The organism is Nocardia sp. FDAARGOS_372, assembly GCF_002554515.1.
Lineage (GTDB): Bacteria > Actinomycetota > Actinomycetes > Mycobacteriales > Mycobacteriaceae > Nocardia > Nocardia farcinica.
Map to the genome: position 1 here is coordinate 2,497,003 of NZ_PDDW01000001.1, position 14,992 is coordinate 2,511,994.

Sequence of the window (14,992 nt, forward strand, 5' to 3'; positions counted from 1 at the left end):
GGTCAGCCCTGGCCGCGCAGCGCCCGCAGGGTCAGCGCGGCATCCAGCGCCGCCGCGCACGCCTGCTCGCCCTTGTCCTCGGCCGAACCGGGCAGCCCCGCCCGGTCCAGCGCCTGCTCCTCGGTGTTGGTGGTGAGCACACCGTTGGCGACCGGGGTGGCCGCGTCCAGCGACACCCGGGTCAGGCCGGCGGTCACCGCGTCGCACACGTACTCGAAGTGCGGGGTGCCGCCGCGGATCACCACGCCGAGCGCGACCACCGCGTCGTGCGTGCGGGCCAGTTCCTGGGCCACCACCGGCAGTTCCATCGCGCCCGCGCAGCGCACCACCGTCACGTGCTCGACGCCGGCCTGCTTCGCCACGCGCTCGGCGTTGGCGACCAGGGTGTCGCAGATGGTGGTGTGCCAGCGCGACGCGACGATGCCCAGGCGCAGGTCCTTGGCGTCGGCCAGCTCGAAGGTGGGAACACCGGTGCCGCTCATTCCGAAGTGCCTTTCCCGCGAATGCCGCTCACTGTGCGGTCTCTCCCAGATCCAGATCGTCGAGCCCGACCAGGTCGTGGCCCATGCGGTCGCGCTTGGTGCGCAGGTAGCGCAGATTCTCGGCGTTGGCGCGCAGGGGCATCGGCACCCGTTCGGTGATGGTGAGGCCGTAGCCGTCCAGGCCGACCCGCTTGGCGGGGTTGTTGGTCAGCAGGCGCATCGACCGGATGCCCAGGTCCACCAGGATCTGGGCGCCGGTGCCGTAGTCGCGGGCATCGGCGGGCAGACCGAGATCCAGGTTGGCGTCGACGGTGTCGCGGCCGGAGTCCTGCAACTGGTAGGCCTGCAGCTTGTGCATCAGGCCGATGCCGCGGCCCTCGTGCCCGCGCATGTACAGCACGACGCCCCGGCCTTCCTGGTCCACCATCTCCAGGGCCGCGTCCAGTTGCGGCCCGCAGTCGCAGCGCAGCGAACCGAACACGTCACCGGTGAGGCATTCGGAGTGCACGCGCACCAGCACGTCCTCGCCGTCGCCGATGTCGCCGCGCACCAGGGCGACGTGTTCGACATCGTCGTAGATGCTCTGGTAGCCGACCGCGGTGAACGCGCCGTGCGCGGTGGGGATGCGCGCCTCGGCGACCCGCACCACCTGCTTCTCGTGCTTGCGCCGCCAGGCGATCATGTCCGCGATCGAGATCAGCGCCAGATCGTGGTCGTCGGCGAACACGCGCAGTTCCTCGGTGCGGGCCATGTGGCCCTCGTCCTTCTGGCTGACGATCTCGCAGATCACGCCGGCCGGTCGCAACCCGGCCATCCGCGCCAGGTCGACGGCCGCCTCGGTGTGGCCGGGGCGGCGCAGCACGCCGCCGTCCTTGGCGCGCAACGGCACGACGTGGCCGGGGCGGGTCAGGTCGTCGGCCTTCGCGTCGGCGTCGGCGAGCAGCCGCATGGTGGTGGCCCGGTCGGCCGCCGAGATGCCGGTGGTGATGCCCTCGCGCGCGTCGACCGAGACCGTGTAGGCGGTGCCGTGCTTGTCCTGGTTGGTCGCATACATCGGCGGCAGGCCGAGCCGATCGCAGTCCTCACCGGTGAGCGGCACACAGATGTAGCCGGAGGTGTAGCGGATCATGAAGGCGACCAGCTCGGGGGTGGCCTTCTCCGCCGCGAAGATGAGGTCGCCCTCGTTCTCGCGGTCCTCGTCGTCGACGACGACGACCGCCTTACCGGCGGCGATGTCGGCGACTGCGCGCTCGATGGTGTCGAACCTGGTCACGTCTGCTGCGCTCCCTCTAGGAATAGGTGCTTGAACAGTATTGCCGTTGGCCCGGCCGGCACGGCTCGCGCCCCCTGCGAGTCGCCCGGTGGACGCACGGGCTTCCGGCTTCCTACCGTTCGGAAGGTCTGGGACGGCCGGGCCGTCCCAGCGGTGGGTGCCGCCGGTCAGCCTCGCTGTTGCAGGCGCTCGACGTACTTGGCGATCACGTCGACCTCCAGGTTCACCCGGGTGCCGACGGCCGCGCTGCCGAGGTTGGTCAGCGAGAGGGTGGTGGGGATCAGCGAGACCTCGAACCAGTCACGGTTACCGTCGGTGGCGGGCTGCTCACTGCGGCCGAGCCCGGAGACGGTGAGGGAGATGCCGTCGACGGTGATCGAACCCTTCTCCACCACGTAGCGGGCGATCGCGTCGGGCAGCGAGATCCGCACGACCTCCCAGTTCTCCGAGGGGGTGCGCGCCAGCACCGTGCCGGTGCCGTCGACGTGCCCCTGCACCAGGTGGCCGCCGAGGCGGCTGTTCAGCGCGGCGGCCCGCTCCAGGTTCACCCGGGCGCCTGCTTCGAGGCCGCCGATGCTGGAGCGGTCGAGGGTCTCCTGCATCACGTCGACGGTGAAGGAGTCGCCGTCGAGCACGTCCACGACGGTCAGGCACACGCCGTTGACCGCGATCGAATCGCCGTGCCCGGCATCGGAAGTCACGAGCTTGCCCCGGATCGTCAGCCGGGCGGCGTCCGCCAGCCGTTCCACGGCGACGATCTCGCCCAGTTCCTCGACGATGCCTGTGAACATCCCTGACTCCTGTCGCGTCTGATTACCTGGCGGAACAGCGCCGCCGTGGCCGCTATTCCCCGTATCGGTTCGCTCGTCAGCCTAACGACGGGTGCGGCCGGAGCGGCACGGCGCTTCCGCTGCGCGGACTCCCGGCCTCCGGACCGCCGAAAACGGGGCGGCGGGTCTCATTACCGCAACCCTTGCGCCCGGTCCAGAGTGGATGCAGAATCGTTACGCAGTCGATTTCTTTTCGCCAGCATGCCCATCGAAACAGCATTCCCATCGAGACACGAACCGGCCGCGCGCCGAGGAAGTCGATGACACGGTGAGCACTCACACGCTCCACACCACGGGGGGAACGACATGACCACTCTGCTGTCCGAGCACGCACCAGGCACCGCGACGGATTCCGCTCGGCCCGATCCCGCCGAGGCCGTGGACCCTCGTCGCGCGGCGCTGGCCGAACGCTGCGGCCGCTACCACCGCGAGGAGCACCTGCGGGCGCGGCTCGACGAGCGCGCGCGGCACATCACGGTGCGAGCGGGCTCCGAATACCGCGCGGTGACCATGCCCGCCGACCTCGGCGAGCACGTGCGCGCGCAGTTGTCGAAGTCCGGGATCAGCGCTCCGGTGGTCGAGCACCGGCGGGCGCGCCGCTGGACCTTTCTCACCGGTCCGGCCGCGGCGCTGGACACCGCGGCCGCCGCGCAGTTGTTCCGGCTGTTCGCGACGGTGGCGCCGGTCGGCAGCGAGATCGTGCTGCCCTCCCCCGACGACGAACGCACCGGCTACCGCACCTGGGTCCAGCGGCCGGGCGCGGCCCTGCCCCGGCTGCACGACGTGGTGGCCGCGACCTTGGCGACGGCGCCGAAAAGACCCGCCCGGTAAACGATTCCGGGATCAGCCGCGCGCCGCGGCGGCCTGCCTGCGCAGCTTCGCCACCGTCGCGCCGGGGTCGTCGGTGTTGTAGACCGCCGACCCGGCGACGAAGCAGTCGATGCCCGCCTCGGCGGCCTGTTCGATGGTGTCGGCGTTGATGCCGCCGTCGATCTCCACCAGCAGGCGCAGTTCGCCCGAGTCGACCAGCCGGCGCACGGTGCGCGCCTTGTCGAGCACGTGCGGAATGAACGACTGACCGCCGAAGCCCGGCTCCACGCTCATCACGAGCAGGGTGTCGAAGTGCTTCAGGATCTCGAGGTAGGGCTCGATCGGGGTGTTCGGCTTCACCGAGAGTCCGGCCTTCGCGCCCGCGGCGCGGATGTCGCGCGCGACGGCCACCGGATCGTCGGTCGCCTCGGCGTGGAAGGTGACATTGTGCGCACCCGCCTCCGCGTACGGCGGCGCCCAGCGGCCCGGATCCTCGATCATCAGGTGGCAGTCCAGCGGGATGTCGGTGGCCTTCAGCAAACTCTGCACCACCGGCAGCCCCAGAGTGAGGTTCGGCACGAAGTGCGCGTCCATCACGTCGACGTGCAGCCAGTCCGACCCCTCCACCCGGCGCGCCTCGTCCGCGAGGTGCGCGAAATCGGCGGACAGGATGGACGGGGCGATCATCGGCTCGGCGGGCCGGGAAAACGTGGACACAGGGCGCGAGTGTAGGCCAGCGCCCTTTCGCGATTGTCAGGGGGCGGGAATGGGTAGCCTGTGCAGAGTGATCAACATTTCGGCGGAACAGGGGCTCTACAGCACCCCGGTGGAGATTCGGGTGGCCGCATCGGTCACACAACTGCCCATCGTGCGCGGGCTCGCCGAAACTCTCGTCCTACTCAGCGATTTCACCCTGGACGAGGTGGCCGACATCCGCCTCGCCGTCGACGAGGTGTGCTCGACCCTGATCGCGGTCGCCGCGCCGGGCAGCAGCCTCGACTGCTGGTTCAGCATCGGCGAGCGGGAGCTGCTGGTGCGCGTCACCGGTCTCGCCGGCACCGAAGGCCTTCCCGACCAGCACAGCTTCGGCTGGCATGTGCTGCGGACCCTCACCGACTCGGTGAAGGCCACCCAGGATTCCTACGACTCGGCACTCTCCGGATATCCGACGACGGTGGAGTTCCGTCGGGTCCGGGGGAAAGCGTAGTGACGGGCGCGCAGAAGAGGTCCGGATCGGACCGGGACGAGACGATCGAGACCACGCCGCCCACCGGAACCGCGTCGGGGGCGAGCGAGCCGGGGCAGACTCCCGCCGAGGTCGACGTCGAGCGCGACGAGGACGTCGAGGCCGAGCAGGACGCGGAGGTGGCGGCCGAGGCGGTCGCCGAAGCCGGGTCGGTGACCGGCTACGACGATCTGCCCGACCTGTTCGATCGGCTGGCGGCGGTCGAACCGGGCACCGCCGAGCACGCCGCCCTGCGCGACGAGCTCATCAGCCGCTGCGTGCCGCTGGCCGACCACATCGCCCGCAAGTTCAGCGGACGCGGCGAGCCGTTCGACGACCTCACTCAGGTGGCCCGGGTGGGACTCGTGCACGCCGTGGACCGGTTCGACCCGGCTCGCGGCTCCAACTTCCTGTCCTTCGCGGTGCCCACGATCATGGGCGAGGTGCGCCGGTACTTCCGCGATCACACCTGGGCGATGCGGGTGCCGCGACGGGTGAAGGAGACCCACCTGCGCATCGGCGCGGCCATCGACACCCTCTCCCAGTCGCTGGGCCGCTCCCCCACCGCCAAAGAGATCGCGGCCGAGCTGGGTGTCGACCCCGACGAGGTGACCCAGGCGGTCATCGCCGGCAACGCCTACCAGCCCAGCTCCATCGACGCCGCCGCGCTGGGCCGCGAGTCCGACGCCTCCCTGCTCGACACCCTCGGCGAGGAGGAGGCGCAGTTCGAGCGCGTCGAGGAGTACGTGGCCATCCGCCCGCTGCTGGCCGGGCTGCCCGAACGCGAACGGCGCATCCTCACCATGCGCTTCTTCGAATCCATGACCCAGACCCAGATCGCCAAGCAGATGGGCATCTCGCAGATGCACGTCTCCCGCATCCTGGCCAAGACCCTCGCCCGGCTGCGCGAACTCTCCGCCCGCGAGTGAGGCCGCCGACCGACGAGCCCGGCTAGGCGGTGTCGGCCGCGCGTTCGCGCCTGCGGCGGGCGGCGGCGGGAGCGGCGAGCCACCAGGCGGCGTCGAGCAGCTCGCGCAGCCGGCCCTCGTCGACCCGGTCCAGGTCGACGAGGATATAGGGGCTGCCGTCGTAGTGCGGGGTGGTGTAGAACGCCGGTTCGCCGGAGGCGAGTAGCGCGTGCTTCTCCGCCAGGTCGCAGCGCAGCGCCAGCCCGCCCTCGGCCTCCACCCGCAGCCGCGCGAAGCCCTTGCCCGCCACCTTCAACCCGGGCGAGCGCCACCACGTCGACTCGGCGACCTCGGGCAGCTCGGTCGCCATCGTCACCACGTCCTGCCAGGTCAGCATCATGCTGCCAGTGTGCCCGGCCCGCGCGAGGACCGGCTTGGACGAATGGAACGGCCGGTCTAGCGCGGCTTGCGCAGGGCCGCCATGAACATGGCGTCGGTGCCGTGCCGGTGCGGCCACAGCTGCGCCGCGGGCCCGTCACCGACGTCGGACACGCCGGGCAGCAGGTCCCTGGTGTCGAGTTGCTCGGCGTCGGTCCGGCGGACCAGATCGGCCACCACCGAGACCGTCTCCGCCAGGTGCGGTGAACAGGTCGAGTACACCACGACCCCGCCGGGCCGCAGCAGATCCCATGCGGCGGTGAGCAATTCGCGTTGCAGGCGGACCAGGTCGCGCAGATCCTCCGGCCCGCGCCGCCAGCGGGCTTCCGGCCTGCGCCGCAGCGCGCCGAGACCGGTGCAGGGCGCGTCCACGAGAATCCGGTCGTAGCCGGGGGACAGCCCGCTGTCCCTGCCGTCGGCCACGTGGACCCGCACCGGCAGCTCCCTGGTCGCCGTGCGCACCAGCTCGGCGCGGTGTTCGGCGGGTTCGACGGCGTCGACCTCGAAGCCGTCGATCGCGGCCAGCGCACCCAGCAGCGCGGCCTTGCCGCCGGGCCCGGCGCACAGGTCGAGCCACCGGCCGGTGTCGGGACCGTCCAGCGGCGCGCGGGTGAGGCTGAGCGCGACCAGCTGGCTGCCTTCGTCCTGCACCGCCGCCATTCCCTCGCGCACCGGCTCCAGCCCGCCCGGGTCGCCGCCCTCCAGGTACACCGCGTACGGGGACCAGCGGCCTTCCTCCCCGCCGGTCACCAACGCCAGTTCCTCGGCGGTGATCTCGCCGGGGCGTGCCACCAGATGCACGGTGGGCCGTGCGTCGTCGGCGGCGAGCAGCTCCGGCAGTTCGGTGGCTCGCGCGCCCAGCGCATCGGCGAACGCTTGCGCGATCCACACCGGATGCGCGTACTCGAAGGCCAGCTTGCCGATCGGGTCGGCCGGGGCGAGTTCCTCGACCCATTCCTGCGCCGCGCGCCGCGCCGCCTGCCGCAGGACCGCGTTCACGAATCCGGACTTGCCCGCGCCGAATTCGGCGCGCGCCAAGCCCACCGAGGTGTCGACCGCCGCGTGCGCGCCGATCCGGGTGCGCAGCAGCTGGTAGACCCCCAACCGCAGCACATCGAGCAGCGGCCCGTCGATCTGCGCGACCGGCCGTCCCGCGCACGCCGCGATGACGGCGTCGAGCAGCCCCTGCGCGCGGCAGGCACCGTAGGCGAGCTCGGTCGCCAGCGCGGCGTCCCGCCCGTCGATGCGCCTGTCGCGCAACAGCTTCGGGAGGACGAGGTTGGCGTAGGCGTCACGTTCGCGCACCGCCCGCAGCACCTCGAGCGCCACCTCGCGCGGTGGATCGATGCTCCGGCCCGCGGCGTTCTTCGGTCCGGTGCGCCCCGGTCGTCCGGCGCTGCGCCGATCGGCGTCGGCCGCGCGGGAGCGACCGCCCGCTCCGGAGCCGCCGTCCGGGCCACGGCGCCCACCGTGCTGGTTGCCGGAGCCCGGGCCCGGCGTCGCGCGCCCGGATCTCGCGGTCGACGACCCCCGCGCGGCGTCCGGCCTCGCGTCACCGCGTGACTCCCGCTCCCGGCGCGGGATTCCGCCCCGTTCTCCGCGCGGCGACCGCTCGTCCCGCGAGCCGCCCGCACCGCCGGTACGACCACGCTCGGCGCCGCGACCACCGGCGCGGTCCGCGCGGGCAGCGCGCGGCGCCCGTGGCTCGCCCGCACGCCCCCCGCGTCCCTCCGACCGGCCGGGTGCACCGCGTCCACGGTCCCCACCGGCTCGGTGCCCGGACTCCGGCGGCTCCCCGTCACCGGGCTTGCGCCCGGACCGGCGGGCTTCCTGCTCGCGGGCGGCGCGACGGGCCCACCCGCCGTCGATGTCGCGGTCGTCGACCTTTCTCGGACGCTCGGCGGCGCTCACTCGACCACCGCGCCGGGCTGTAGGCGGGCGCCGCGGGCCCAGTCGAGGGCGGGCATCATCTTCTTGCCCTGGGGCTGCACCTTGTCCAGGCGGACGGCGGTGGTGGCGGTACCGACGAACACGCCGGACTTGCGCACCTCGATCACCCGCTCGGGCAGCTGCTCCTCGACCAGCTCCACCGGGCCGAGCTTGAGCCGGTTACCGCCGACGAGCGTCCAGGCTCCAGGCGCGGGAGTGACGGCGCGGATGCGCCGGTTCACCGCGAGCGCGGGCTGATCCCAGCGGATCCGTCCGTCCTCGGGGGTGACCTTCGGCGCGTAGGACACGCCTTCGGTCGGCTGCGGCACCGCCTGCAGCGTGCCGTCCGCGACGCCGTCGAGCGTGGTCTCCAACAGCCGGGCACCGGTTTCGGCCAGTCGTTCGAGCAACGTCCCCGCGGTGTCGGTGACATCGATCTTCTCGGTGACGACGCCGTAGACCGGGCCGCTGTCGAGGCCGGCCTCGATCTGGAAGGTGGTGGCGCCGGTGATCTCCTCACCGGCGTTGATGGCGGCCTGCACGGGTGCCGCGCCGCGCCAGGCGGGCAGCAGGGAGAAGTGCAGGTTGATCCAGCCGTGCCGCGGAATGTCCAGGGCGGCCTGGGGCAGCAAGGCACCGTAGGCGACGACCGGGCAGCAGTCCGGCGCCAGCTCGGTCAACCGGTCCAGGAATTCGGGTTCGGCGGGTGTGCGCGGCGAGAGCACCGGAATGCCGTGCTCGTCGGCCAGTGCCGCGATCGGCGATCGGGTGATCTTGCGGCCGCGACCGGCGACCGCGTCGGGCCGGGTGACCACGGCGACCACCTCGTGCCGCGGCGAGGCGATGAGGCGGCGCAGCGACGGGACGGCGGGTTCGGGCGTGCCCGCGAAGACCAAGCGCATCAGCGGGTCCGTCCGAACGGACCGGACTGGCCGACGCCCTGACTCTCGCGCACGGTGATGCCCGCCTCGAACCAGTCGGACTCGCGGATGGCGCGCATCGCCTCCTTGCGGGCGGCCGGGTCGAGCCGGTCGATGAACAGCACACCGTCGAGGTGGTCGGTCTCGTGCTGCACGCAGCGGGCCAGCAGCTCGTCGGCGTCGAATTCGACGGGGGCCCCGTGCATGTCGACACCGCGCACGTGCACCCGTAGCGCGCGCCGGGTGTCGTAGCGCAGGCCGGGGATGGACAGGCAGCCCTCGGGACCGACCTGTTCCTCGTCGCCGACCACGGTGTAGGTGGGATTCACCAGGTGCCCGGCGGCGTCGCCGGTGTCGTAGACGAAGACCCGCAGCCCGACACCGATCTGCGGCGCGGCCATACCGACGCCGCCGTCATCGTGCATGGTGTCGGTGAGGTCGGTGACGAGCTGGCGCAATTCCCGATCGAACTCGGTGACCTCCGACGCACGCGCGCGCAGGATGGGATCGCCGAACAGGCGAACGGGCTGGATGGTCACGGTGGCTCCCGGCAGAACGACGAATACGGTCCGTTCATTCTAGTGAGCCGGCACGCCCCTCCGGCGCTCCGGATGGGGCCCGCCCCGTCCGAGCCGGTTCCGCTCAGGAATTGCCCGCGATGATCACCTGCGGTATCCCCGTACCCAGCGGAACCGGCTCGCAGACCGGCTCGGGTGCGTGGCCGGGGTCGAGCACGGTCAGCAGCAGATCGGCGACGAACGGGTCGTACACCATGTGGAAGTGGCCGGTGAGGTTCTGCGGGCACAGATCCTGCAACGCCAGATTGCGGGCGCCCGGCCCGCGCAAGGCGATGTTCTCGAAGGGCTGGATCATCTCGTCCACCCGGCTGCCCACGGTGGTGTACTCGACGCCGGGGACGGTGTCGCCGCCCGCGTTGACCGCGAGCATCACCTCCGAGCCCTGCGCCTGCTGCACCGCGGCGAGGGAGGTGACCCGGGCGACGGCGTCGAGCAGGCCGGGTATCGCCTGCGCCACCGGCACCAGCCCGTACATGACCCCGCCGTAGGTCGGCGAGGCCAAGCCGACCCAGTGGCCGACGTTCGGTGCGCCGCCGAGCTTGTTGACGTAGTAGCGAGTCACGGTGGCGCCCTGGGAGAATCCCACCAGATCGACCTTGTCGGCGCCGGTGGCCGCGCGCACCCGGTCCACGAAGACGCCGATCTGGGCGGCGCTGGCGAGCAGGTCCTCGGTGCCGTACGTCTGGGCGCCCGGCGCGCCACCGTAATTGAGCGCGAAGACGCAGAACCCGGCCGCGGCGAGCCGAGGCCCGATCGCCGACCAGTCCGAGTAGGCGCTCGAGTCGGTGCCGTGCGCGAGGATCACCGGCCGCGGCCGCTCCGGATCCGGAACGCAGCCGAAATCGTTGGTGCCCGACGGGGTGACGTCGCGGTGCTGCCTCTGGTACAGCGCGGCGGCGAGGTGGTCCGGCTGCGGCGGGCCGGGCTGGGTGGGAACGTCGGGCGGGCCGATGCCGCCGGGGTCCGCCGCCGTGACGGTGGCCGCGGCGAGGATCGCCGTCGCCGCGAAGACGCCGGCGGTGACGCGGCGCAGCCATTGTGACCCGCCCCGACTCCGCCACTCGACCGTTTGTCGCACCTCACAATGATCTCCCCGGCCGCGCCCGTCGCGCATCTCGAACGAGCACTACCGATCGGTCACGATTCGGGTGCGTCGTCCTCGGCGAGGATGCGATACAGCGACCTGCGGGCCTCGGTGAGCACCTCGGCCGCCTTGCCCGCCTGCTCGGGGGTACCGACGGCGGCGACCTGGGCGACCGCACCCATCAGCTGACCGACCAACGCCCGCAGGTCGATGGCCTGGGCGCCGACGTCGTTCTTGACATCGGCCCACGGGTCGCCGAGTTCGTCGCGGTGTTCGGTCACATAGGCGGTGCCCGCCTCGGTCAGCTTGGCGGTCTTACGGCCGGCGACCTTGTCGATGAGGACCAGGCCCTCGTCCTCCAGTTGCGCCAGGGCCGGGTAGATCGATCCGGGGCTCGGCCGCCAGATGTCGTCGCTGCGCTCGCGGATCTGCTGGATGAGTTCGTAGCCGTGCATCGGCCGCTCGGTGAGCAGCAGCAGCACGGCCGCGCGGACGTCGCCGCGGCGGCCACGGCCGCCGCGTCCGCGACCCCGGCCGATGTGCGGACCGAAGCCCGGTCCGAAACCGTGGCCGGGTCCGAATTCCGGACCGAAACCGTGGCGCGGACCCCGGCGATGCGGGTGGCGTTCCGGGTCGAAACCGTGCGGTCCGCGGCCGAAGCCGCGACGGCGGTGGTGATGTTCGTGTTCCATGTCGGCCTCCTGAGGCTCTCGTGTGTACTTCATGTTATCGACGATATATCGTCAATGCATCTAACGCAAGGAATGCCGACAGCATTCCTCGGTTCTGTTCGTGTTCTGGTGTGGAGGGTGCCCAGGCCCCCGGGCTCGGTGGCGACCGCGGACGCGACGGCGGTCCCGTCCTGGGCGCGCCGAGCACACCGGGTGTGCGATCGGCCAGTGTTCGGGTTGCCCGTCTGACCGGACCGAAACCCCCGGGGCCCGCCGCGCGGGTCAGCCGATGTCGACGGGATCGATCTGCACCCGCAGGGGCGCGTCGGACCGGTGGGTGCTGCGCACCGCCTGCGCGGCGGTGAGCGCGCGTGCCAGCGCCGCCCCGGCTCGCCGGTCGACGCGCAGCAACACCCGCTCGACCTCGGCGGGCGAATCACCGGCGAACGGCTTGCGGGCGCCCTCGGGCAACGGCACGGGGCCGAGCACCTCCACCCCGTCGGGCAGCGTGGCGGCGGCCAGCAGATCCCGGATCGCCTCGGCCGCGCCGTCGACCGCCGCGAGTCGCACGGCGGGCGGGAAACCGACCTCGGACCGCTCGGCCACCTCCGCACGCGCATGCCCGACCGGATCCCAGCGCACCAGCGCCTGCACCGTCGGCAGGGCGGGCTCGGCCATCACGACCACCTGGCCGTGCGAGCGCACCAACGCGGCGGCGTTCAGCCATCGGCGCAGCGCATCCTCGCCGGCCCGCAGATCGGCGCGGCCGAGCAGTGCCCAGCCGTCCAGCAGCAGCGCGACGCCGTACCCGCCGCGCACCACCGGTTCGGCGCCGACCGTCGCCACCACGACCTGCGGCCCCGGTTCCACGCTGTCGAGCATCGCCCCGGCGCTCGACCCGCGGATCGGCACGCCGGGAAAGGCCCGGCCCAGTTCTTCGGCGGTGCGGGTGGCGCCGATGACCACCGCGCGCAGCGCCCGCGAGGCGCACACCGGGCAGCGGAACGCGGTCTCGGCGACGCCGCACCAGCGGCAGGCCGGACTGTGGGCCGCGCCGTCGGGCGCGTCGGGCAGCGCCAGTGGCCCGTTGCAGCGCCGGCAGCGGGCGGGGGTCCGGCATTTCGAGCAGGCCAACGCGGGCACGTAACCGCGTCGCGGCACCTGCACCAGCACCGCGGCGCCTTCCTTCAGCGCCGCCCGGGCGGCCGCGAACGCCACCGCCGGAATCCGCACCGCGCGCGCCACCGGATCGCGTTGGAGGGCGATGTCGCTGTCCCCCGGCGCGCTGATCCGCGGCGCCGCCGTGCGGACCACCGGCCGTTCGGCGACCAGATCGTGGGCCCACCCCGAATCGACCACCGCCTGCACCTCGGCGGTGCGCGCGAATCCGGCCGCCACGAACGCCGCGCCGGTCTCGTGCGCACGCAGCATCGAGACCTCCCGCGCGTGCGGATAGGGTGCGCGCGGCTCGGCGTAGGTGTCGTCACCGTCGTCCCAGATCGCGACGAGACCGAGGTCGGCGACCGGAGCGAACACCGCCGCCCGCGTCCCCACCACCACCCTGGCCTGACCGCGCAGCACCGCCAGCCAGCGCCGGTACCTGGCCGCGGGCCCGAGCCCCGCCGACAATCCCACCGCCGTATCCCCCACCAGCGCAACGCATTCCGCCAGCACCCGATCGAGGTCGCGCTGGTCGGGCACCATGAGGATCACGCCGCGTCCCGACCGCACCACCACCGCCGCCAACTCGGCCAGTCTGCGCGCCCAGTCCTCCCCCGGCAGCGCCTGCCAGGCCGCCCGCACGCCGCGACCCGCCGCGAGTGCGGCGACGAAGGAGTCGCCGTGCAGGTAGCGCGCCCACCCGGCCGTGTCGACCGGGGGACGTTCGGCCGAATCAGCCTCCGGGCCAACGGATGTCGCGACGGACGAGCCCGAGACCTCGGCCTCCGCCCCGTCGGCATCGATGGGTGGCACGTCCGCAGCGGCGGCTTCCGGCCCGCCCGCGGCCGAATCGCCTTGGCCCGCAGCCTTCTTCGCTCCCCCGTTCTCGGCGCGCGCATGTCGCGGCGGGATCGCCAGCCGCAGCACGTCGGCGCGGGTACCCGCGTACCGGCTCGCCACGGCGGTGACCAATCGCAGGATTTCCGGGGTGAGCACCCGCTCGCCGGAGACCACGCGCTCGAGCGGGATGAGGGTGCCGTCGTGGTCGCTGTGCGCGAGGCGGTCCAGCAGGTACCCGTCGACCAGACGCCCCGCGAACCGCACCCGCACGCGCACGCCGGGCCGGGCGAGCTCGTCCATCTCGGCGGGGACGAGGTAGTCGAAGTCGCGGTCGAGGTGGGCGGGCGTGAGCAGCGGCAGCACCCGCGCGATCGGCAGGGTGGCCGCCGGGGCGGCACGCGGCTTGCGACGGCGCGCCGAAGACGCCGACGCCCCCGCGGACGCGGTGTCCGCGGGGGCTGCCGATGCGCCGTCCGTGGTGGGTCGGCTCACGCGGACCCGGTCGACCTAGAGTCCGGCGGCCGCGCGCAGCTTGTCCGCGCGATCGGTGTGCTCCCAGGGCAGATCGATGTCGGTGCGGCCGAAGTGCCCGTAGGCCGCGGTCGGCGCGTAGATCGGGCGCAGCAGGTCCAGGTCGCGGATGATCGCGCCGGGACGCAGGTCGAACACCTCGGTGATCGCGGCCGCGATACGCGCCGGGTCCACCTTCTCGGTGCCGAAGGTCTCGACGAACAGACCGACCGGGGCGGCCTTGCCGATCGCGTAGGCGACCTGCACCTCGACCCGCTCGGACAGGCCGGCGGCCACGACGTTCTTGGCAACCCAGCGCATGGCGTAGGCGGCCGACCGGTCGACCTTCGACGGGTCCTTGCCCGAGAAGGCGCCGCCGCCGTGGCGGGCCATGCCGCCGTAGGTGTCGACGATGATCTTGCGGCCGGTCAGGCCGGCGTCGCCCATCGGGCCGCCGAGCACGAACTTGCCGGTGGGGTTGACCAGCAGCCGGATGTCGGAGGTGTCCAAGGGGCTGGGCAGGTCCAGGTCGGCGAGCACCGCGTCGACGACCTTCTCCCTGATGTCGGGAGCGAGCAGGTTGTCCAAGTCGATGTCGGCGGCGTGCTGGGTGGAGATGACCACGGTGTCCAGCCGGACCGGGCGATCGCCGTCGTATTCGATGGTGACCTGGGTCTTGCCGTCCGGGCGCAGGTAGGGCAGCACGCCGGTCTTGCGGACCTCGGTGAGCTTGCGCGAGAGGCGGTGCGCCAGCGCGATCGGCAGCGGCATCAGCTCGGGGGTGTCGGTGGTGGCGTAGCCGAACATCAGGCCCTGGTCACCGGCGCCCTGCTTGGCGATCTCGTCGTCGGTGCCGCCCACCCGGGCCTCGTGCGAGGTGTCCACACCCTGCGCGATATCGGGCGACTGCGCGCCGATGGCGATGTTCACGCCGCAGGAGTTGCCGTCGAAACCCTTTGCCGAGGAGTCGTATCCGATCTCGAGGACCTTCTCGCGCACGATCCGCGGAATGTCGGCGTAGGCGGAGGTGGTGACCTCGCCCGCGACGTGCACCTGACCGGTGGTCACGAGGGTCTCCACCGCGACCCGGCTGCGCGGGTCCTCGGCGAGCAACGCGTCGAGGATGGAATCGCTGATCGCGTCACAGATCTTGTCCGGGTGACCCTCGGTCACGGACTCACTGGTGAATAGGCGGCTGCCAGACGTGCGCATCAGTTGTTCCCTCTCCCTCAACGGGTTCGTCGTATCGGATCGCGACAGCGACAGTAGTGCCAAGTCGCCGCCGCGCAACCCTTCCTCTGCAGACTATTCCAAATCATGGACGCGGTGCGGC

General features: G+C 72.3%; 15 protein-coding genes. 3 read left to right on the forward strand and 12 right to left on the reverse strand.

Going from position 1 to position 14,992, the window contains the following annotated elements; translation table 11 throughout:
* Nucleotides 1-2: 2 nt before the first annotated feature.
* The 3 genes from ribH to CRM89_RS11980 all read right to left on the reverse strand — a co-directional run bounded on the left by ribH (nt 3) and on the right by CRM89_RS11980 (nt 2,546).
* Nucleotides 3-482, reverse strand: a complete 480-nt coding sequence (gene ribH / locus CRM89_RS11970) for a 6,7-dimethyl-8-ribityllumazine synthase (protein WP_011210132.1) — start codon at nt 480-482, stop codon at nt 3-5.
* Nucleotides 483-510: 28 nt separating this feature from the next.
* Nucleotides 511-1,755 carry a bifunctional 3,4-dihydroxy-2-butanone-4-phosphate synthase/GTP cyclohydrolase II gene (locus CRM89_RS11975; RefSeq protein ID WP_011210133.1) on the reverse strand — a complete coding sequence of 415 codons (1,245 nt, stop codon included), beginning with the start codon at nt 1,753-1,755 and terminating at the stop codon, nt 511-513.
* A 167-nt stretch (nt 1,756-1,922) separates the two neighbouring features.
* Nucleotides 1,923-2,546, reverse strand: a complete 624-nt coding sequence (locus CRM89_RS11980) for a riboflavin synthase (protein WP_098084031.1) — start codon at nt 2,544-2,546, stop codon at nt 1,923-1,925.
* Between the two features lie 345 nt (nt 2,547-2,891).
* On the opposite strand from CRM89_RS11980, the gene CRM89_RS11985 reads away from it, so the two are divergent.
* Nucleotides 2,892-3,416 carry a hypothetical protein gene (locus tag CRM89_RS11985; protein ID WP_228821951.1) on the forward strand — a complete coding sequence of 175 codons (525 nt, stop codon included), beginning with the start codon at nt 2,892-2,894 and terminating at the stop codon, nt 3,414-3,416.
* 12 nt (nt 3,417-3,428) lie between these two features.
* On the opposite strand, the gene rpe is transcribed toward CRM89_RS11985, so the two are convergent.
* Nucleotides 3,429-4,082 (reverse strand): ribulose-phosphate 3-epimerase, encoded by a 654-nt coding sequence (rpe, locus tag CRM89_RS11990; RefSeq protein WP_041560239.1) that lies wholly within the window; start codon nt 4,080-4,082, stop codon nt 3,429-3,431.
* Nucleotides 4,083-4,179: 97 nt separating this feature from the next.
* On the opposite strand from rpe, the gene CRM89_RS11995 reads away from it, so the two are divergent.
* Nucleotides 4,180-4,602 (forward strand): anti-sigma factor, encoded by a 423-nt coding sequence (locus CRM89_RS11995; RefSeq protein WP_011210137.1) that lies wholly within the window; start codon nt 4,180-4,182, stop codon nt 4,600-4,602.
* Nucleotides 4,602-5,549 carry an RNA polymerase sigma factor SigF gene (locus CRM89_RS12000; RefSeq protein ID WP_082668553.1) on the forward strand — a complete coding sequence of 316 codons (948 nt, stop codon included), beginning with the start codon at nt 4,602-4,604 and terminating at the stop codon, nt 5,547-5,549. The genes CRM89_RS11995 and CRM89_RS12000 overlap by 1 nt, the downstream gene beginning before the upstream one ends.
* Before the next feature lie 22 nt (nt 5,550-5,571).
* Here CRM89_RS12000 and CRM89_RS12005 read toward each other — a convergent pair whose 3' ends face one another.
* The 8 genes from CRM89_RS12005 to metK form a co-directional block, all read right to left on the reverse strand.
* Nucleotides 5,572-5,925: an MmcQ/YjbR family DNA-binding protein gene (locus CRM89_RS12005; RefSeq protein WP_216642004.1), complete on the reverse strand. Its 354-nt coding sequence runs from the start codon at nt 5,923-5,925 to the stop codon at nt 5,572-5,574.
* 59 nt (nt 5,926-5,984) lie between these two features.
* Nucleotides 5,985-7,550, reverse strand: coding sequence for an RsmB/NOP family class I SAM-dependent RNA methyltransferase (locus tag CRM89_RS12010; protein WP_371392059.1), 1,566 nt, complete (start codon nt 7,548-7,550; stop codon nt 5,985-5,987).
* Between the two features lie 323 nt (nt 7,551-7,873).
* Entirely contained in the window at nt 7,874-8,797 is a 924-nt protein-coding gene (gene fmt / locus CRM89_RS12015) for a methionyl-tRNA formyltransferase (protein ID WP_098084034.1), read from the reverse strand.
* Nucleotides 8,797-9,354, reverse strand: a complete 558-nt coding sequence (gene def, locus CRM89_RS12020; RefSeq protein WP_011210142.1) for a peptide deformylase — start codon at nt 9,352-9,354, stop codon at nt 8,797-8,799. The genes fmt and def overlap by 1 nt, the downstream gene beginning before the upstream one ends.
* 103 nt (nt 9,355-9,457) lie before the next feature.
* Nucleotides 9,458-10,426, reverse strand: coding sequence for an esterase/lipase family protein (locus tag CRM89_RS12025; RefSeq protein WP_371392060.1), 969 nt, complete (start codon nt 10,424-10,426; stop codon nt 9,458-9,460).
* 104 nt (nt 10,427-10,530) lie between these two features.
* Nucleotides 10,531-11,169, reverse strand: coding sequence for a PadR family transcriptional regulator (locus CRM89_RS12030; protein WP_011210144.1), 639 nt, complete (start codon nt 11,167-11,169; stop codon nt 10,531-10,533).
* Between the two features lie 261 nt (nt 11,170-11,430).
* Entirely contained in the window at nt 11,431-13,527 is a 2,097-nt protein-coding gene (locus CRM89_RS12035) for a primosomal protein N' (protein ID WP_076573877.1), read from the reverse strand.
* 129 nt (nt 13,528-13,656) lie between these two features.
* Nucleotides 13,657-14,871 carry a methionine adenosyltransferase gene (metK, locus tag CRM89_RS12040; protein ID WP_011210146.1) on the reverse strand — a complete coding sequence of 405 codons (1,215 nt, stop codon included), beginning with the start codon at nt 14,869-14,871 and terminating at the stop codon, nt 13,657-13,659.
* Nucleotides 14,872-14,992 lie beyond the last annotated feature (121 nt).